Source organism: Kitasatospora nipponensis (assembly GCF_039528135.1).
Classification (GTDB): Bacteria; Actinomycetota; Actinomycetes; order Streptomycetales; family Streptomycetaceae; genus Kitasatospora; species Kitasatospora nipponensis.
Genome location: NZ_BAAALF010000177.1, coordinates 1 through 17,669 on the forward strand (window position 1 = coordinate 1; position 17,669 = coordinate 17,669).

At 73.3% G+C, this 17,669-nt stretch carries 16 protein-coding genes and 2 pseudogenes; 8 read left to right on the plus strand and 10 right to left on the minus strand.

The window, feature by feature from the left end:
* The 4 genes and pseudogenes from ABD323_RS32510 to trxA all read right to left on the minus strand — a co-directional run.
* Positions 1 to 883: pseudogene (locus tag ABD323_RS32510) on the minus strand (hypothetical protein); the annotation flags it as partial.
* A complete protein-coding gene (locus tag ABD323_RS32515; RefSeq protein WP_425556240.1) occupies positions 880 to 1,569 on the minus strand; it encodes a DUF6114 domain-containing protein in 690 nt (229 codons plus the stop codon). The pseudogene ABD323_RS32510 and the gene ABD323_RS32515, both read right to left, overlap by 4 nt.
* Before the next feature lie 165 nt (positions 1,570 to 1,734).
* Positions 1,735 to 2,406 (minus strand): DUF6230 family protein, encoded by a 672-nt coding sequence (locus ABD323_RS32520; RefSeq protein ID WP_344445644.1) that lies wholly within the window; start codon positions 2,404 to 2,406, stop codon positions 1,735 to 1,737.
* 666 nt (positions 2,407 to 3,072) lie between these two features.
* On the minus strand, positions 3,073 to 4,071 hold the full coding sequence (gene trxA / locus ABD323_RS32525) for a thioredoxin (RefSeq protein ID WP_344445645.1): 999 nt from the start codon (positions 4,069 to 4,071) through the stop codon (positions 3,073 to 3,075).
* Between the two features lie 369 nt (positions 4,072 to 4,440).
* Between trxA and ABD323_RS32530 the strand changes: the two genes are divergently transcribed.
* On the plus strand, positions 4,441 to 5,097 hold the full coding sequence (locus ABD323_RS32530; RefSeq protein WP_344445646.1) for a TetR/AcrR family transcriptional regulator: 657 nt from the start codon (positions 4,441 to 4,443) through the stop codon (positions 5,095 to 5,097).
* Positions 5,098 to 5,257: 160 nt separating this feature from the next.
* On the opposite strand, the gene icmA is transcribed toward ABD323_RS32530, so the two are convergent.
* From icmA to ABD323_RS32550, 4 genes are all read right to left on the minus strand, one after another.
* Positions 5,258 to 6,958 (minus strand): coenzyme B12-dependent isobutyryl-CoA mutase large subunit, encoded by a 1,701-nt coding sequence (icmA, locus tag ABD323_RS32535; protein ID WP_344445647.1) that lies wholly within the window; start codon positions 6,956 to 6,958, stop codon positions 5,258 to 5,260.
* A 134-nt stretch (positions 6,959 to 7,092) separates the two neighbouring features.
* Positions 7,093 to 7,431, minus strand: a complete 339-nt coding sequence (locus ABD323_RS32540) for a DUF3817 domain-containing protein (RefSeq protein WP_344445648.1) — start codon at positions 7,429 to 7,431, stop codon at positions 7,093 to 7,095.
* A 66-nt stretch (positions 7,432 to 7,497) separates the two neighbouring features.
* Entirely contained in the window at positions 7,498 to 8,016 is a 519-nt protein-coding gene (locus ABD323_RS32545) for a MarR family winged helix-turn-helix transcriptional regulator (protein ID WP_344445649.1), read from the minus strand.
* Between the two features lie 71 nt (positions 8,017 to 8,087).
* Entirely contained in the window at positions 8,088 to 8,417 is a 330-nt protein-coding gene (locus ABD323_RS32550) for a DUF3817 domain-containing protein (protein ID WP_344445650.1), read from the minus strand.
* Positions 8,418 to 8,640: 223 nt separating this feature from the next.
* Between ABD323_RS32550 and ABD323_RS32555 the strand changes: the two genes are divergently transcribed.
* From ABD323_RS32555 to ABD323_RS32575, 5 genes are all read left to right on the plus strand, one after another.
* On the plus strand, positions 8,641 to 9,417 hold the full coding sequence (locus tag ABD323_RS32555; protein ID WP_344445651.1) for a DUF2127 domain-containing protein: 777 nt from the start codon (positions 8,641 to 8,643) through the stop codon (positions 9,415 to 9,417).
* A 72-nt stretch (positions 9,418 to 9,489) separates the two neighbouring features.
* Positions 9,490 to 10,128, plus strand: a complete 639-nt coding sequence (locus ABD323_RS32560) for an AIM24 family protein (RefSeq protein WP_344445652.1) — start codon at positions 9,490 to 9,492, stop codon at positions 10,126 to 10,128.
* The gene (locus ABD323_RS32565) at positions 10,128 to 10,778 is read left to right on the plus strand and encodes an AIM24 family protein (protein ID WP_344445653.1); all 651 of its coding nucleotides are present in this window, start codon (positions 10,128 to 10,130) and stop codon (positions 10,776 to 10,778) included. The genes ABD323_RS32560 and ABD323_RS32565 overlap by 1 nt, the downstream gene beginning before the upstream one ends.
* Positions 10,778 to 11,602, plus strand: coding sequence for an AIM24 family protein (locus ABD323_RS32570; RefSeq protein WP_344445654.1), 825 nt, complete (start codon positions 10,778 to 10,780; stop codon positions 11,600 to 11,602). Before ABD323_RS32565 ends, ABD323_RS32570 begins: the two co-directional genes overlap by 1 nt.
* A gap of 110 nt (positions 11,603 to 11,712) precedes the next feature.
* On the plus strand, positions 11,713 to 12,240 hold the full coding sequence (locus tag ABD323_RS32575) for a MarR family winged helix-turn-helix transcriptional regulator (protein ID WP_344445655.1): 528 nt from the start codon (positions 11,713 to 11,715) through the stop codon (positions 12,238 to 12,240).
* A gap of 38 nt (positions 12,241 to 12,278) precedes the next feature.
* On the opposite strand, the gene meaB is transcribed toward ABD323_RS32575, so the two are convergent.
* Together meaB and ABD323_RS32585 are read right to left on the minus strand one after the other, a co-directional pair.
* Entirely contained in the window at positions 12,279 to 13,235 is a 957-nt protein-coding gene (gene meaB, locus ABD323_RS32580; protein ID WP_344445656.1) for a methylmalonyl Co-A mutase-associated GTPase MeaB, read from the minus strand.
* Between the two features lie 67 nt (positions 13,236 to 13,302).
* Positions 13,303 to 14,508 carry an acetyl-CoA C-acetyltransferase gene (locus ABD323_RS32585; protein WP_344445657.1) on the minus strand — a complete coding sequence of 402 codons (1,206 nt, stop codon included), beginning with the start codon at positions 14,506 to 14,508 and terminating at the stop codon, positions 13,303 to 13,305.
* Positions 14,509 to 14,720: 212 nt separating this feature from the next.
* Between ABD323_RS32585 and mce the strand changes: the two genes are divergently transcribed.
* Both mce and ABD323_RS32595 read left to right on the plus strand, forming a co-directional pair.
* Positions 14,721 to 15,158, plus strand: a complete 438-nt coding sequence (gene mce, locus ABD323_RS32590; protein WP_344445658.1) for a methylmalonyl-CoA epimerase — start codon at positions 14,721 to 14,723, stop codon at positions 15,156 to 15,158.
* A gap of 368 nt (positions 15,159 to 15,526) precedes the next feature.
* Positions 15,527 to 17,669: pseudogene (locus ABD323_RS32595) on the plus strand (hypothetical protein); the annotation flags it as partial.

Consider the following 17,669-nt stretch of genomic DNA (forward strand, 5'->3'; position numbering starts at 1 on the left):
CCGACGGTCCGCAGCACCGCGCCACCGCCGCCGCGATCCTGCCGCTGGTGGCGGTGCTGGGCGCGGGGCTCGGGGCGGTGCTGGGCGAGGCGGACGCGCTCGGCTTCGCGCTCGGACCGGTGCTCGCGCTGGGCGCGGGCGTCGGTGCGGCACTGCTCGGGGAGGCGGTGGCGCTCGGGGAGGCCGCGGTCGGCGTGGCCGGGGCGCCGATCCGCGGCGCGGCCGGCGCCGGGGTGGCGGCGGCCTGCTGGGGCTGCGGGGGCGGGTCGAAGATGCCGAGGACACCGTTGACGATGTCGCCCAGGACGTCCTGACCCTGCGTCGAGCCGGCCTGCGTCGAGGAGGCCTGCACCAGCCAGCTGGTGGCGGCGGTGGCGGCGGGCTGCTGGGTGTCGGCCGCCGAGCGGACCGGGCCCACCGGCGCACCGGCGGCCGGGGCGGCGGTGGCCGGATCGGGCAGTGCCGTGGCGCTCGCTGCCGGGGCGGGCGGGTTCGGGGCGACGAAGGCTGCGCTGACCACCTGACCCGGCGTCGCCGACCCGGTGGACGCCTTGGTCGCACCGGACGTGCTGGCCGGGGCGGACGCCTTGGTCGGGTTGGGCACCGGCGTCAGCTGGCTCTTGGGAACCTGGGTGATCGTCACCGGGGTGTCGGGCGCGCTCGCGCAGGCCGTGCCACCGGCGGTCACCGCGTTGGCGAGGTTGGGGGCGACGCTGCTGCCCATCAACAGGGCGGTCGGGACGGCGGCGAAGGCCAGCAGCCGGGCCCGGTTGCGGCCGCTCGCGCGGGGCGCGGCGTGCCGCGGGCCGCCGCGGCGCGGGACGGGCAGCGTGCTGTCGTCGCCCGGCCCGGACTGCTCGGCTTGCTCGTCCCGCCGGCTCACCTGGTCTCTCCCGCCTGGTCGGCCTTGCTTGCCCGGGGGGTGTCCTGGGCGGGGACCTGTCCGGCCGGCGCCGCCGGCTGCTGGGCCGGGCTCTCCTGCGCGGGGACCTGCTGGGGCGCCTGCTGCGGGGCGTCCTGCGCGGCGGCGGCCTGCTGGGCCGCCATCGCCTCGGCGATCACCGCCTGCGCGTCGGCGCCCTGCGGGTCGCTGCCGGCGAACTCGGCCACGACGGCCTGCGCCTGGGCCTCGCCCTGGGCCGCCAGCTCGGCCTGCTGGGCCGGCTTCAGCGGCGCCCAGGCACAGAGCAGGCCGCCGGCGACCAGGCCGAGCAGCAGGCCCATCAGGAAGCCGCCGAGGTTGGAGACCGGGATCGAGATCAGCGACAGGATGGTGACCGCGATCCCGCAGAAGACCCGGGTGGCCGGCTGGAACCAGGCGGCGACGCCGAGCACCATCATCAGCACGCCGATGATCAGCGAGCCCGCGCCGGCGGTGGTCGCCATCGCGAGGGTCAGTCCGCCCAGCGTGAGGTGCGCGTAGGGGAAGTAGAGGATCGGGAAGCCCGCCGCGATGGCCAGGAGGCCGCCCCAGAACGGCCGGGTGCGGCGCCAGGCGCGGAAGCCCAGCCAGACCCGGGTGGGGATCCCCGCGCCCTCGGGCCAGAGAGGGGAAGTTGCGCTGGTCACGATGGAACTCCTCGATGATCTTGTCCGAGGGGGAAAGGCGATGTGCGGCCAGGGGACGGCTCGTACGCGCCGCCCCCTGGCCGCCGGGCCGGATCAGTGCCGGCCCCGGTCCGTTCTGTGTGCCCCGCCCGCCGGCGGGCCGGTCGGCGGGGCATCAGTGACGGCTCAGTAGCACTCGACTCCGGCGCCGGAACCCTGCTTGATGTTCAGGTTCAGGCCGGGGAGCACGAAGGTGCCCGCCGAGGTGGCGTAGGCGGTCTGCTGAACGTTCTTCAGCTCGGCCTTGTCGGCGGCCTGGGCGAAGCCGGTGGCACCGGTGGGCTTGCCGTCGCCCTTGATGTTCTTCCAGTTCGCGGTGGCGGAACCCTTGAGGGTGGCCGCGTCCTGACCGATGTTGATGTTCGTGAACGTCGCGTCGGCGTTGAGCTGGTTGAGGTCGATCAGCAGGTTGGTCGCCTGGACCTGGCCCGCGTCGGCCGCCGGGTCGCCGCTGGCCTCGGCCGCGGTACCGGCGTTGAGGACCAGGGTCCACTTGCCCAGGCCCGGGATGTCGGTGACGACGGACTGGCACAGGTTGTGGATGGTGGCGTGGTCGAAGGCCGAGACCGCGATCACGTGCGGGGTGCCGTTGGTCTCCACGTCGACCGAACCGAACTGGGCGAAGTTGGTGCCCGTCAGGTGCGGCGTGGTGACCTTGAAGCTCTGGCCCGAAACGCTGAACGACGCGGCGAGCGCGCTCTGCGCGATGCTCATGCCGATGCCGGCGGTCGCGGCGACAGCGGGCACCATCACCAGGGCGAAGCGCTTCCAGCTGGTCTTGCCATAAGTCTGGGACATGCGAGTCCTCCTTCTCGGACGTACATCTCCGGCGGGTCCGACACGCGGATCCCGTCCTGGGATGGGAGAAGAGCTACGTCCTCGGTAGCGGAGAGCGCTGTCGTCAAGCGGACCGGACGACGGGCGATCACCCCCGAGCGACAACCAACGGCCGCGCGGGCTGCGCGACCGAAGAAGGAAGCAGGATCCGCTGTGGGTTGCGGACACCCCCCTGCTCCCAACCGCCAGGCGGTGCCGGCGATTACCCGGTGGGGATCCCGCACCCATGTGTCCGGCAGGCGGCCGGGGGATGAAGTGAGGGACCAGGCGGTGCCGATCGTGCTGGAATCCCGGCCGAAGCACAAGAGGTCCATTACTGACGGGTAATCCAACAGCCGGACTCAATGATCATGAAGCGGTCATGACATGAACGGAGAGTGAGATTCCGCCTGTTTCCCAGCGAAGAAACCCGCAGGAAACAGGAAGGAAACACCCGCGCACGGTCACCTGGGGTGACCGTGCGCGGGTGTTGTCAAGATTTGATAAACCTCTACGGATCAGCGGGATTGTCGCCTTATCTCTGACGACACCGCAGGTCATCCGCCGTGCCAACCGGCAGTGGCCGACAGGATCCGCCGGCGTCCGCACCGGGCGCCGACGGGCCCGCCGCAGACCGCGCCGCAGGCGTCAGAAGAGCACCCGGGCCAGCGCGGTGCGCGCGGCGCCGACCCGCGGGTCCTCGGCGCCGATCACCTCGAAGAGCTCCAGCAGCCGCATCCGCGCGGTGTCCCGGTCCGCGCCGAAGGTCCGCCCGACGGTGTCCACCAGGCGCCCGAAGGCGTCCTCGACGTGCCCGCCGACCAGGTCCAGGTCCGCGGCGTCCAGCTGGGCGGCGACGTCCTTGGGGTCGGCCGCCGCGGCCGCGCGCACCGCCTGCGGGTCCAGGGACTCGACCCGCTGCAGCAGCTGCGCCTGGGCCAGGCCCAGCTGGGCCTCGGCGTTGCCGGGCTGGTCGGCCAGCACGTTCTGGTAGGCCTGGATGGCGCCGCCCAGGTCGCCGCGGTCCAGCGCCTCGTGGGCGGCCGACAGGGCCGGGTCCTCGGGCAGCTGCGGCAGGCCCGCCGGGCCGCCGTCCGGGCCGTCCAGCGGGGCCGCGCCGCCGACGATGCCGAAGCGCTGCTCGGCCACCGCGATCAGCTGGTCGAGGATCTTGCGGACGTTGGCCTCGTTCTCGGCGCCCTGGAAGAGCGGGACCAGCTGGCCGGCCACCACGGCCATCACGGCCGGGATGCCCTGGATGCCGAACTGCTGGGCGATCAGCTGGTTGGCGTCCACGTCGATCTTGGCGAGCACGATCCGGCCGGCGTACTCCTCGGCCAGGCGCTCCAGGATCGGGCTGAGCTGCTTGCAGGGGCCGCACCACTCGGCCCAGAAGTCGACGACCACCGGCACCTCGGCGGACCGCTGGACGACCTCGTCCTCGAAGGTCTCCTCGGTGACGTCGATGACCAGCTGGTAGCCGGCGCCCGGGAGCTCGGCGGCGCCCCCGCCGGCGGCCGCCTGGCGGGCTCGTTCGGCGCGGGCCTGCTCGGCCTTCTGTGCGGCCTCGCCGGCCGCCTTCACCGCGGCGAGGTCGACCGCGCCGCGCAGGGCGGCGCTGTTCAGATGCGTGTTCCGTGGCTGCATGGCACTATCCTCCCCCGTCCGCGCCGGTGCCGGGCGCCATCCGCCGGGAAAGTCCGCCACCGGCTGGATTGCCGTGGTCGTCCACCGTCCGGCGGGAGCCCGTACTCCCCCTGGTAGCTACCGTGCTGCGGCGCGGATCCCCACCCGCGCCCCGCACCGGACCCCTCCCACAGGGTCGGCACGTGGTTGCCGCTCTTTCGCTACTGGTCGTAGCGTATCTGGCCCCCGCCCGGGGCGCGCAAGCCCCACCCGGCCCACGGGGACGTGACGTGCCCCACTTTCCGCGGCCGCTTTCGCCGTCACCGATCTCTGGGTACGGTGGCATCCCCCACCCAAGCTACTCACCAGTACATATCCCAAGGAGGCCCGGTGGCCCCCACCTCGCAGCCGGCAGCGCCCCGCACCAAGGGACGCCCGCGCAGTGCGGCGACCGACCTCGCGATCCTCGAGGCCACCCGCGAGGCGCTGGCCGAGCTCGGCTGGGGCGGGCTCACCATGGGCCACGTCGCGGTGCGGGCCGGCGTCGCCAAGACCACCCTGTACCGCCGCTGGCCGTCCAAGAACGAGCTGGTGGTGGACGCCGTGGCCAGCCTCTTCGACGAGCTGGAGGTGGCCGACCGCGGCAGCCTGCAGGCCGACATCGAGGACGTGGTGGTCCAGTTCGCGGCCGTGCTGGCCCGCCCGGAGAGCCAGGCGGCGCTGCTCGCGCTCTTCGCCGAGGGCAGCCGCGACCCGCAGCTGCGCCGGCGGATCCGCGAGCACATCGTCGACCCGCAGAAGCGGCTGGTCCACCAGGGGCTGGCGCACGCGCAGGCGCGCGGCGAACTGACCGGCGAGCACGACCCGGTGGTGGCGACCGAGGAGATCGACATCATCTTCGACACCATCGCGGGCGCGGTCGAGCACCGGATGCTGGTGATCGGCGAGCCGGCGAGCCCGGAGTGGATCCGGCGGTTCACCAACCTGCTGCTCAACCCCGGCCTCTACCAGGGCTGCCCGGCCTCGGCCGCCCGCACCGACGGCTGACGGCCGGCGAACCGGACCCGACCGGACCCGACCGACGGCCGAGCCGACCGCCCCGGCCGCAGAACGCCCGCAGAACGCCCGCAGAACGACCCCCGAACGCCCGCAGGCGCCCTGCCGCCCCCGCCCGGGGGCGGCAGGGCGCCTGCGGGGCGCCCGGGCCTCAGAAGCCGGCCGGCTCCCGGTAGATCCCCCACTCCGCGCGCAGCGCGTGGCAGATCTCGCCGAGCGTCGCCTCGGCCCGCACGGCCTGCAGCATCGGCTCGATCATGTTGCGCCCCTCGCGGGCCGCGGCCAGCATCGCGGCGAGCCCGGCCTGCACGGCCGCGTCGTCGCGGGCGGCCTTGCGCGCGCCCAGCACCCGGACCTGCTCGCGCTCCACCTCGTGGCTGACCCGAAGGATCTCCAGCTCAGGGGTGACGCTCTTGGGGAAGCAGTTGACGCCCACCACCCGCTTCTCGCCCTTCTCCACCCCCTGCTGGTACTGGAAGGCGGCCTCGGCGATCTCGCCGGTGAACCAGCCCTCCTCGATCCCGCGCAGGATGCCGGCGGTCATCGGGCCGATCGGGTGCTCGCCCGAGCCCTTCGCCAGCTCCGCCTTGTCCAGGATCCGGGCGAAGATCTCCTCCGCCTGCGCCTCGATCCGGTCGGTCAGCGCCTCGACGTACCAGGAACCGCCCAGCGGGTCGGCCACGTTGGCCACCCCGGTCTCCTCCATCAGCACCTGCTGGGTGCGCAGGGCGATCTCGGCGGCCTGCGCGGAGGGCAGCGCCAGGGTCTCGTCCAGGGCGTTGGTGTGCAGCGAGTTGGTCCCGCCGAGCACCGCCGAGAGCGCCTCCACCGCGGTGCGCACCACGTTGTTGTAGGGCTGCTGGGCGGTGAGCGAGACACCGGCGGTCTGGGTGTGGAAGCGCAGCCACTGCGCCTTGTCGGTCTTCGCGCCGTAGCGCTCGCGCAGCCAGCGGGCCCAGATCCGGCGGGCGGCGCGGAACTTGGCGATCTCCTCGAAGAAGTCCAGGTGCGCGTCGAAGAAGAACGACAGGCCCGGCGCGAAGACGTCCACGTCCAGCCCGCGCGACAGGCCCAGCTCGACGTAGGCGAAGCCGTCGGCCAGCGTGTAGGCCAGCTCCTGCGCGGCCGTCGCACCGGCCTCGCGGATGTGGTAGCCGGAGACCGAGAGCGGCTTGTAGGCGGGGATGCCGGCGGCGCAGTGCTCCATCAGGTCGCCGATCAGGCGCAGGTGCGGCTCGGGGGCGAAGAGCCACTCCTTCTGCGCGATGTACTCCTTGAAGATGTCGGTCTGCAGCGTGCCGTTGAGCACCGCGGGGTCGACGCCCTGCCGCTCGGCGGCCACCAGGTACATGCAGAAGATCGGCACCGCCGGGCCGCTGATCGTCATCGAGGTGGTCACCTCGGCCAGCGGGATGTCCCGGAAGAGCACCTCCATGTCGGCCGCCGAGTCGATCGCCACCCCGCAGTGCCCGACCTCGCCCAGCGACTTCGCGTCGTCGGAGTCGTAGCCCATCAGGGTCGGCATGTCGAAGGCGACCGAGAGGCCGCCGCCGCCGGCCTCCAGGATCATCCGGTACCGCTCGTTGGTCTGCTCGGCGTTGCCGAAGCCGGCGAACTGGCGGATCGTCCAGGTGCGGCCGCGGTAGCCGGTGGCGTGCAGGCCGCGGGTGTAGGGGTACTCACCCGGCCAGCCGATCCGCTCGAACCCCTCGTACGGCTGCCCGGCCGGCGGTCCGTAGACCGGCTCCACCTGGTCGCCCGAGAGCGTGGTGAAGTCGGCGTCACGCTTGCGCGCGCTGTCGAAGCGCTGCTGCCAGCGCTGCCTGCCGCGCTCGATCTCCTCGGCGTCCATGCGACCTGCTCCCGGTAGATGGTAGGACGTCCTAGAAATTTACTCGGACGTCCTACTACTTGTCGATGGCGACCCGGTACGAAAAAGGCCCCCACCGTGGTGGAGGCCTGGTACAGCGGGAACGCGCCGAGGAGTCAGACGCTCACCGGCTGCTGCGCGGCACCGGCCGCCTGCGCGGCGGCGGCCTCGCGGACCACCCGGCGCTCGGCGACGAAGGAGGCGAACGGGATGCAGCCGGCGGCCAGCGTGAAGACCAGCCGGCCCAGCGGCCACCGGAGCTTCTGGCCGAGCAGGAAGGTCACCACGAAGTAGCCGATGTACAGGTACCCGTGCAGCATCGCCACGTACATCGTGAGGTCCTTGGCCGTCCCGAAGCCGTACTTGGCGACCATGAAGCCGCAGAAGATCAGCAGCGCGCAGCCGGTGGCGATGGCCAGCGCCCGGTACCAGGCCAGCAGGGGGGTGGACTTCATGGGGGGCAGCCTTCGCGCTCGACAGGGGGGTGACAGCTCATCCGAGGGTAGCCGCCGTTTCGGTGATCACTGCTCCGGGGGCTCCGCGAAGTCGCCGGCCGCCACCCGCAGCGGTCGCAGCAGTTCGAAGACCTCGCGGCACTGCGCCTCGTCGTACGTCTCGAGCCCGAAGTCGATGGCCATCAGCTCCCGGGTGGCCTGCTCGACGCACGCGCGGCCGCGCTCGGTGATCGCGGCCAGCACGCCGCGCCCGTCCAGCGGGTTGGGGCGCCGGGAGACCAGACCGGCCCGCTCCAGGCGGTCCACGGTGTTGGTCACGCTGGTGGGGTGGACCATCAGCCGTTCGCCGATCTTGGAGAGCGGCAGCTCGCCGGTGCGGCTGAAGGTGAGCAGCACCAGCGCCTCGTAGCGGGCGAAGGTCAGCCCGTACGGCTTGACCACCGCGTCGACCCGGGCGAGCAGGATCTGCTGCGCGCGCATCACCGAGGTGATCGCGGCCATCGCCGGCACCTCGCCCCAGCGGCGGGCCCAGAGCTCGTCGGCGCGGGCGATCGGGTCGAAGTCGAGTGCGAGGGGTTTGGCCACGCCCTCACCGTACCGGCGGGCCGCCCGGGCTCACCCGGACGGCCGCATGGTGGGACCGCCGTCCGGGCGCCTCAGGCCGCGCTCTCGGCGGGGGTGAGGGCCGCGGCGGCGCCGCGCTCCTCCCGGGCCAGCATCCGCTCGGCGAAGAAACCGCCGGTGGGGACCACCGAGAGCAGGAAGAGCACCAGCACCTTCTTGGCGCTCCAGCCCTGCTTCTGCCAGGCCAGGCCCAGGAACGCGACGTAGGCGATGAAGAGGATGCCGTGGATCATGCCCATCGCCGGCACGCCGTTGAAGCTGGTGGTCCGCTTCAGCACCGAGCAGAGCAGCAGGAGTAGGAAGGACAGGCCCTCGGGGCCGGAGACAAGGCGCAGACGGTGGGCGGCGCTGCTGTGCTGCATGAGTACCTCACTGCGGTGGCGGGACGGCGCTTGTGAACGGGAGCACAAGCCGCGGTCCATTATGGGCGGACACCGCCGCCCGCCCCGCCCCGGGGGCCCAGCTGGTGCCCGACGTCACACCGGACCTCCCACCCGCCGACGCCCGCGCGCCGGGCCTCGCTATCCTCGTGCCGCGCGGCCCGGCCCCGGGCCGCCGCGGACCGCACAGGGGGAGCACCGAACGATGTTCAAGCGGGACTGGGATCGCCGAACCTGCGCCCGGCGCGGCCACACCACCTACGCCCCGACCGAGCCCACGCTCCGGCAGCGGCTGCACGTCGTCACCGCCCTGGGCGAGGCCTGGCGCTGCCTGCGCTGCGGCGACTTCGCCATCGGTGCCCCGCACGCGGTGGGCCCGGCCGCCGAGGCGCCGCTGGTGCCGCGCGGCAAGGCGCTGCGCGACCTGTTCGTGCTGCGCTTCCTGGCCGTGGAGCGGGCGCTGCGCGGGGTGCTGGGGATCCTGATCGCCTGGGCCGTCTGGAAGTTCTCCAACAGCCAGGACGCCGTGCACCAGTTCTTCGACCAGAACCTGACGGTCTTCAAGCCGGTCGCCGACCACTTCCACTACGACCTGGACCACTCCCCCATCGTCGACACCGTCCGCAAGACCTTCGGCTACCACCACAGCACGCTGGTGTACGTCGCCGGCGGGGTGCTGCTCTACTCGCTGATCGAGCTGGTCGAGGGGGTCGGCCTCTGGCTGAACCGGCGCTGGGCGGAGTACCTCGCGGTGATCGCCACCGCCGCCTTCCTGCCGCTGGAGGGCTACGAGTTGAGCGAGCACGTGACCGCGGTCAAGATCGCCACCACCGCGGTCAACATCGGCGCGGTGCTGTGGATCCTGCTCTCCAAGCGGCTGTTCGGCCTGCGCGGCGGGCACGCGGCCTTCGAGGCGCAGCGCCACTCGGCCTCGCTGCTGGAGATCGAGCGCGCCGCCGACGCGCTGCCCGCGAGCGTCTGACCCGAGGGGTTCGCCACGAGCGGTCCGGGCGGCCCCTGGCTCAGGGGCCGCCCGGACCGCTATGTTCGCCCGGTGGCACAGTTCCGACTCCAGGGCTCCCGGGTACTCGCCGTCGACCTCGCCGGTGACGCCGTCAAGGCGCGCAACGGCTCGATGGTCGCCTACACCGGGCAGATGGCCTTCAAGAAACTCTCCGGCGGCGGCGACGGCCTGCGCGGCATGGTGACCCGCCGGCTGACCGGCGAGCAGATGACCGTGATGGAGGTCCGCGGCCAGGGCACCTGCTTCTTCGCCGACCGGGCCGCCGAGGTCAACCTGGTGCGGCTGAACGGCGAGACGCTCTTCGTCGAGGCGAGCAACCTGCTCTGCACCGAGGCCACGCTGCGCACCGGCACCACCTTCACCGGGCTCAACGGCATGGCCTCGGGCGACGGCCTGTTCACCACCAAGGTGGAGGGGGTCGGCTGGGCGGCGCTGAACTCCAACGGACCCGCGGTGGTGCTGCGGGTCACCAGGGACCTGCCGCTGCGGGTGGACCCCGGCGCGTACCTGGCGCACACCGGCCAGCTGCAGCGCCACCTGCGCTCCGGCGCGGGCTGGACCACGCTGATCGGCGAGGGCGGCGGCGAGGCGGTGCAGGTGGAGTTCGCCGGCGAGGGCCTGGTCTACGTGCAGCCCGCGGAGCAGCGCACCTTCGGAGGCGACGTCTGATGCCCTTCCACAAGATCAACGGGAAGCTCGTCGAGGCGCCGGTCCAGCCCGGCCAGCGGCTCTTCAGCCAGCGCGGCGCGATGATCGCCTACCGCGGCGACCTGAGCTTCACGCCCAACCTGATGGGCGGCCAGGGCGGGGTGATGTCGATGATCGGGCGCCGGGTGGCGAACGAGGACACCCCGCTGATGAGCGTCGAGGGCCGCGGCACCGTGCTGTTCGGCCACGGCGGCCACCACGTGCACGTGGTCGACCTGGCCGGCGACACCCTGTGGGTGGAGGCGGACCGGCTGCTGGCCTTCGACGGGACGCTGCAGCAGTCGACGATGTTCATGGGCTCGCAGGGCGGCGTGATGGGCGTCATCCGCGGCCAGGTGAGCGGCCAGGGGCTCTTCACCACCCAGCTGGCGGGCCACGGCTCGGTGGCCGTGATGGCGCACGGCGGCGTCTTCGAGCTGCCGATCGTGCCCGGCCAGCCGGTGCACGTGGACCCGCAGGCGTACGTCGCGCACCGCGGCGACGTCCGCAACAAGCTGTCCAGCGCACTGGGCTGGCGGGACATGGTGGGCCGGGGCTCGGGCGAGGCGTTCCAGCTGGAACTCTCCGGCCACGGCACGGTCTACGTGCAGGCGAGCGAGGAGAAGCTCTGATGACGTACCCGCCGATGCCGGGTCCCGGCGACCTGACCGTGTACGACGCGTACAGCCTGCCGGTCAACGACAACGTCAACCCGTACACCTTCTCGGTGGAGCTCAACGGCAGCTACTACCTGCAGAAGGGCAAGATGATCGCCTACTACGGCGACGTCTCCTTCCAGGGCGTGGGGCACGGCGCGCTCGACCGACTGATGGCCAACAGCTTCAACTCCCCGCTGCACGCCGCCGACTGGGTGGTGGCGCAGGGCCGCGGCAAGATGCTGCTGGCCGACCGCGCGTTCGACCTCAACTCCTACGACCTGGAGGAGGGGAACCTGACCGTCCGCTCGGGCAACCTGCTGGGTTTCGAGCCCACCCTGGCGCTCAAGCAGTCGATCATCCCCGGCTTCCTCACGCTGATCGGCACCGGCCGCTTCGTGGCGGCCTCGAACGGTCCGGTCCACTTCATGGAACCACCCGTACGAGTGGATCCGCAGGCCCTGGTGGGCTGGGCGGACTGCCCCGCGCCGTGCCACCACTACGACCACCACTACCTGCAGGGCGTCTTCGGCGGGCTGCGCCGGATGACCGGGCTGGGCGGGGTCTCCGGCGAGGAGCACCAGTTCGAGTTCATCGGCGCCGGCCAGGTGCTGGTGCAGTCCAGCGAGGCACTGATGGCCGAGCGCTCGGTGGGCGCGATCGAGGCGGAGGCCGGCGTGCCCGGGTCCGGGGTGCCCCAGCAGCACGGCCAGGGGCGCGGGGGCGGGCAGCAGCTGCCGAACGTCAACGTGCCGGGGCTGGGCAACATCGGTGACCTGGGCCGGCGCTTCGGCCTCTGAACGGCTCGAGCGCCCCACTCGGCGGGCGCCCCGCCCGGCGTCCCACGGAGCGTGCCGCGTCACAGGGGCAACTTGTAGAAAGTTGAACAATATCGAGTATCATACTCGGTATGGACACGCACGCCACCGAGCCGGCCGAGCCCCGGGAGCCGGCCCCGGCCGCCCCCGCCGACGACGACGTCCCCTGGCTGACCGCCCGGGAGCAGCGGCTGTGGCGCGCCCACCTGGAGGTCAGCAAGCTGCTGGAGTACCAGCTCGGCCGCGAGCTGCAGCAGCACGACCTGGCGATCAACGACTTCGAGATCCTGGTGGTGCTCTCCGAGTCCCCGCACCGCCGGATGCGGATGACCGACCTGGCGACCGCGACCCTGCAGTCCAAGAGCCGCCTCTCGCACCAGATCACCCGGATGGAGAGCGCCGGCCTGGTGCTGCGCCAGGAGTGTCCGGGCGACCGCCGGGGCCTGTACGCCCACCTCACCGAGCCCGGCTGGGAGCTGCTGCGCAAGGTCGCCCCCGACCACGTGCGCAGCGTGCGCGCGCACTTCGTCGACCGCTTCGACAGCGACCAGATCGACGCCATGTACGAGGCGCTGGCCCCGATCGCCGAGCACCTGCGCGCGCTGCGCGGCCGCTCCTAGGACCCCGCCGGGGCCCCGGGACCGGCCGCGGCTGCGGCTCAGCGGTCGGTGAGCCCCGCCACCAGCTCGTCGGCGGCTCCGTACGGGTCCAGCACCCCGGCCGCCACCTTGTCGGCCAGCGCGTCCAGGTGCCGGTCGCCGTGCAGGTCGCCGATCCGGGCCCGCAGCGCGGCCAGCGCGATCGCCTCGACCTCCTGGGCCGCGCGCCGGCGCCGGCGCGCCGCCAGTTCACCGTGCTCGGCCAGCCAGGCGTGGTGCTTCTCCAGCGCCTCGACCACCTCGTCCACGCCCTCGCCGCGGGCCGCCACGGTCTTGACGATCGGCGGCCGCCAGTCCCCCGGCTCGCGCGCCTCGCCCAGGCCGAGCATGTGGCTCAGCTCCCGGGCGGTGGCGTCCGCGCCGTCCCGGTCGGCCTTGTTGACCACGAAGAGGTCGCCGATCTCCAGGATCCCCGCCTTGGCGGCCTGGATCCCGTCACCCATCCCGGGGGCCAGCAGCACCACCGTGGTGTCGGCCTGCGCGGCCACCTCGACCTCGGACTGGCCGACCCCGACGGTCTCCACCAGGATCACCTCGCAGCCCGCCGCGTCCAGCACCCGCAGCGCCTGCGGGGCGGCCCAGGAGAGGCCGCCCAGGTGCCCGCGGGTGGCCATCGAGCGGATGAAGACGTCCGGGTCGGTGGCGTGGTCCTGCATCCGTACCCGGTCACCCAGCAGCGCGCCGCCGGAGAACGGCGAGGACGGGTCCACCGCCAGCACCCCGACCCGCTTGCCGAGCCGCCGGTAGGCCGAGACCAGCGCCGAGGTGGTGGTCGACTTGCCCACGCCGGGCGAGCCGGTCAGGCCCACGGTGTACGCCCGGCCGGTGTACGGCGCCAGCGCCGCCATCGCCTCGCGCAGCTGGGGGGCGGCGTTCTCGACCAGCGAGATCAGCCGGGCGACCGCGCGCGGGCGCCCCTCGCGGGCCTGCTCGACCAGGGTCGGCACATCGATCATGACGTCTCCTTGGCTGGACGACCGGCGCCCCCTCGCGGGCGAGGGGGCGCCGGTCGGCACGCTCTGCTCAGGCCTTCGGCACCCGGACGATCAGGGCGTCGCCCTGGCCGCCGCCGCCGCACAGCGCGGCCGCGCCGGTGCCGCCGCCGCGGCGCTGCAGCTCCAGCGCCAGGTGCAGCACCACGCGGGCGCCGGACATCCCGATCGGGTGGCCCAGCGCGATCGCGCCGCCGTTGACGTTGACCTTCTCCTCGGTCACGCCCAGGTCCTTCATCGACTGGTGGGCGACGGCCGCGAACGCCTCGTTGATCTCGATCAGGTCGAGGTCGGCGACCGTGATGCCCTCCTTGCCCACCGCGTGCAGGATCGCGTTGGACGGCTGCGACTGCAGCGAGTTGTCCGGACCCGCCACGTTGCCGTGCGCGCCGATCTCGGCGATCCAGCTCAGGCCGAGCTCCTCGGCCTTGGCCTTGCTCATCACGACCACCGCGGCGGCGCCGTCGGAGATCTGCGAGGAGGTGCCGGCGGTGATCGTGCCGTCCTTCGCGAAGGCCGGGCGCAGCTTGGCCAGGCCCTCGACGGTGGTGTCGCCGCGGATGCCCTCGTCCTGGCTGAACAGGACCGGCTCGCCCTTGCGCTGCGGGATCTCGACCGGCACGATCTCGGCCTCGAAGACGCCGTTCTTCTGCGCGGCGGCGGCCCGCTGGTGCGAGCGGGCGGCGATCTCGTCCTGCACCTCGCGGCCGATGCCCAGCCGGGTGTTGTGGGTCTCGGTGGACTGGCCCATCGGGATGTTCTCGTACGCGTCGGTCAGGCCGTCGTGGGCCATCGCGTCGAGCAGCTCGATCGCGCCGTACTTGTAGCCCTCGCGGGACTTCGGCAGCAGGTGCGGGGCGTTGGTCATGGACTCCTGGCCGCCGGCCACCACGATGTCGAACTCGCCGGCGCGGATCAGCTGGTCGGCCAGCGCGATGGCGTCCAGACCCGAGAGGCAGACCTTGTTGATGGTCAGCGCCGGGACGTTCAGCGGGATGCCGGCCTTGACGGCGGCCTGGCGGGCCGGGATCTGGCCGGCGCCGGCCTGCAGCACCTGGCCCATGATCACGTACTGGACCTGGTCGCCGCTCACGCCGGCCCGCTCGAGCGCGGCCTTGATGGCGAAGCCGCCGAGCTCGGCGCCGGAGAAGCCCTTGAGCGATCCGAGCAGCCGACCCATCGGGGTGCGGGCGCCCGCGACGATCACGGAGGTGGAAGCGGTGGAAGCGGTAGGCATGAAACGAGCCCCTTCGCACGTCTTGGCCAGCGAGTCCCGCCGGCGCTTGAGCAGGGTGGCGGGGCCCGGGGAGAGGGATGCAGCTCAATGTACTGACCCGTAACCCGGGCGTCACCGGAGCGACGGTGTGATCAGGCTCGCACGCGGCCCGGTGGCGCCGGGAGCGGCTTCTGCGCTGCACTGGTGCGAAAACAACCCCTCGGAGGTTCGCTGTGCTCACCCGGATCGACCACATCGGCATCGCCTGCTTCGACCTCGACCGGACCGTCGAGTTCTACCGTGCCACCTACGGCTTCGAGGTGTTCCACAGCGAGGTGAACGAGGAGCAGGGCGTCCGCGAGGCGATGCTCAAGATCAACGACACCGGGGACGGCGGCGCCTCCTACCTGCAGCTGCTGGAGCCCACCCGCGAGGACTCCACGGTCGCCAAGTGGCTGGCCAAGAACGGCGAGGGCGTGCACCACATCGCCTTCGGCACCGCCGACGTGGACGGCGACGCCGCCGCGATCGCGGGCAAGGGCGTGCGGGTGCTCTACGACCAGCCCCGGATCGGGTCGATGGGTTCGCGGATCACCTTCCTGCACCCCAAGGACTGCGGCGGCGTGTTGACCGAGCTGGTGACCTCCGCGGAGCCGTCCGGGGAGCACTGACCGGCCGGTAACCTGCGCGAGTGCCCACCTCGACGGTTACAGGCCCGCCCCGGCGCACTACACTGCCCAGGGTCGCAGGGGAGTCCAGAACCAGGGCACGGCTGAACGGTCGAAGTTCGGATCTGTCACCATTCTCCACAGGCAAGAGTTCGCCCAGGAGTCCACCCGGTCGGCGGAGCGCGGTTCACTTAAGCGTTCCACCGGCGCGCGGCTCCGACCGTGGTGGACGACCCCAGCGCCGGGGCCGTCCGATTCCCGAACCGTTCGGGCCTGCCACGGCTGCAAGGACCAGTGCGGTCGGCCCCCGGTGGGGCCGGACCGGGCCGCGCCGGTCGAGGACGCGACCAGGAGATGGATGGGACCGCGCAGTGCGGGGCAACGACCGCTACGAGGTTGATGATCACCTCTCCCAGTTCGAGGCCGAGATGGAGCGGCTTCGCAAGGAGCGGGACAAGACCGTCGAGCATGCCGAGGACCTCGCCTACCAGGTGGAGGTGCTCCGGGCCAAGCTGCACGAATCGCGTCGGCAGCTGGCTCAGCCGCGCGCTTTCGACGCGGTCTCCGGCCAGGCCGAGCAGCTCCTGCGCACCGCCGAACTCCAGGCCCAGCAGTTGCGCGAGACCGCGGAGCGCCAGCTGCGCGAGTCCCAGGCGGCCACCCAGCGGCTGATGGCCGAGGCCGCCGAGCGCACCGCCCGCATCGAGGCCGAGCTGCAGGCCCGCCGCCGGCAGATGGACGACGAGCTCGCCGAGCTGCGCCGGGCCGCCGAGCAGCACGTCAACGAGAACGTCAACTGGGCCGAGCAGACCCGCGCCGGCACCGAGCAGGAGGCCCAGCGCCTGCTGCAGGACGCGCACGCCGAGGCCGAGCGGATGAAGGCCGCCGCCCGGGCCGAGGCCGCCGCCCTCGCCGACCAGGCCCGCGCGCAGACCGCCGCCGACGTGGACGCCGCCCGCGGCGAGGCCCAGGCCGCCGCCGAGGCCGCCCTGCTGCGCGCCCAGAACGACGCCGAGCGCCTGCTGCGGGCCGCCTCCGAGCAGGCCCAGCAGCCCGCCGCGCAGGCCGAGGAGCTGCGCGGCAGCGCCGCCACCGAGGCCCAGCAGCAGCTGGCCGGCGCGCAGGCCGCCGCCGAGCGCGGCCTGGCCGCCGCCGAGGTCGAGTTCGCCCGGCTCAAGCAGCAGGCCGTCGAGGCGCTGGCCGCCGCCGACGCCTCGCTCGCCCAGGCCAAGGCCGAGTTCGAGCGGCTGCGCGAGCAGGCCCAGGCCGAGGCCCGGCGGGCCCGCCAGGAGGCCACCGAGCTGCGCGAGCAGGCGGCCCTGGCCGCCGAGCAGCTGCAGGCCGAGGCCACCGCCACCGCCGAGCGCAAGGTCGCCGACGGCGAGGCCGCCAGCGAGCAGCGCTCGCAGACCGCCAAGGCCGAGGTGGCCCGGATGGTCCGCAAGGCCACCGAGGAGGCCGCGCGGATCCGCGCCGAGGCCGCCGAGGTGACCGCCAGGGCGCAGAACGCCCGGGCCGAGGCCGACGCCGCCAAGGCCGCCGCCGCCGAGGAGAACGACCGGCTGCGCGGTGCCGCCGAGAGCGTCGCCACCCAGCTGCGCGAGGCGGCCGAGGCGGCCATCGCCGAGCTGCGGGCCGCCACGCTGGCCGAGATCGGCGAGCTGCGCGCCCAGGCCGAGACCGCCGCCGAGGCGATCCGCGCCGACGCCCGCGAGCAGGGCCGGGCCGAGGGCGCCAAGGACGCCACCGTGCACCTGGCCAAGGCCGCCAAGAGCGCCGAGGAGGCGCTGAACCGCGCCACCGAGGACGCCGAGGCGACCCGGGCCGGGGCCGCCGCCGAGGCCGAGCGGATCCGCAGCGAGGCCGCCGCCGAGGCCGAGCGGCTGCGCGAGCAGGCCCAGGAGGCCGTCGAGCAGGCGCAGAACGCCGCGCTGGACGACGCCGCCGGGCTGCGCGCCCGGATGGAGCAGATGCAGGACGAGGCGGCCCGGCTGCGCGCCGAGGCCGAGGAGCTGCGCGCCCAGGCCGAGGCCGCGGCCGAGAAGGTGCGCGGCGAGGCGCGCCGGCAGGCCGTGGTCCAGATAGAGGAGTCCGCGAAGAGCGCCGAGGAGCTGCTCACCAAGGCCAAGGCCGACTCCGACGAGCTGCGCGCCGGCGCGGGCGCCGAGGTCGAGCGGCTGCGCGCCGAGGCCAAGGAGCAGGCCGCGCAGATGCAGGCGCGCGCCGAGCAGACCCTGACCCGGGCCCGCGCCGAGGCCGAGAAGCTGACCACCACGGCCGCCCAGCAGCACAAGGACGCGCTGGCCGCCGCCAGGGCCGCGCCCGCCGAGAACCGCGCGCCCGCCGAGCGGGAGACCGGCGAACTGCGCCGCGAGGCCGCCGAGTTCGACCACCGGATCCGGTCCGAGGCGCAGGCCGCGGCCGGCGCGCTGCAGGCCGAGGCGCAGGCCGCGGCCGAGGCGCGCGAGGGCGAGGCGCGGGCGGAGGCCGACCGGGTGCGGGCCGAGGCCGAGG

What these genes read in the sequence shown, in the direction of transcription:
- ABD323_RS32520 (WP_344445644.1), bottom strand. Translation starts at nt 2,406, where the DNA reads ATGTCCCAGACTTATGGCAAGACCAGCTGGAAGCGCTTCGCCCTGGTG.
- trxA (WP_344445645.1), bottom strand. Translation starts at nt 4,071, where the DNA reads ATGCAGCCACGGAACACGCATCTGAACAGCGCCGCCCTGCGCGGCGCG.
- icmA (WP_344445647.1), bottom strand. Translation starts at nt 6,958, where the DNA reads ATGGACGCCGAGGAGATCGAGCGCGGCAGGCAGCGCTGGCAGCAGCGC.
- ABD323_RS32540 (WP_344445648.1), bottom strand. Translation starts at nt 7,431, where the DNA reads ATGAAGTCCACCCCCCTGCTGGCCTGGTACCGGGCGCTGGCCATCGCC.
- ABD323_RS32550 (WP_344445650.1), bottom strand. Translation starts at nt 8,417, where the DNA reads ATGCAGCACAGCAGCGCCGCCCACCGTCTGCGCCTTGTCTCCGGCCCC.
- ABD323_RS32555 (WP_344445651.1), top strand. Translation starts at nt 8,641, where the DNA reads ATGTTCAAGCGGGACTGGGATCGCCGAACCTGCGCCCGGCGCGGCCAC.
- ABD323_RS32565 (WP_344445653.1), top strand. Translation starts at nt 10,128, where the DNA reads ATGCCCTTCCACAAGATCAACGGGAAGCTCGTCGAGGCGCCGGTCCAG.
- ABD323_RS32570 (WP_344445654.1), top strand. Translation starts at nt 10,778, where the DNA reads ATGACGTACCCGCCGATGCCGGGTCCCGGCGACCTGACCGTGTACGAC.
- ABD323_RS32575 (WP_344445655.1), top strand. Translation starts at nt 11,713, where the DNA reads ATGGACACGCACGCCACCGAGCCGGCCGAGCCCCGGGAGCCGGCCCCG.
- meaB (WP_344445656.1), bottom strand. Translation starts at nt 13,235, where the DNA reads ATGATCGATGTGCCGACCCTGGTCGAGCAGGCCCGCGAGGGGCGCCCG.
- ABD323_RS32585 (WP_344445657.1), bottom strand. Translation starts at nt 14,508, where the DNA reads ATGCCTACCGCTTCCACCGCTTCCACCTCCGTGATCGTCGCGGGCGCC.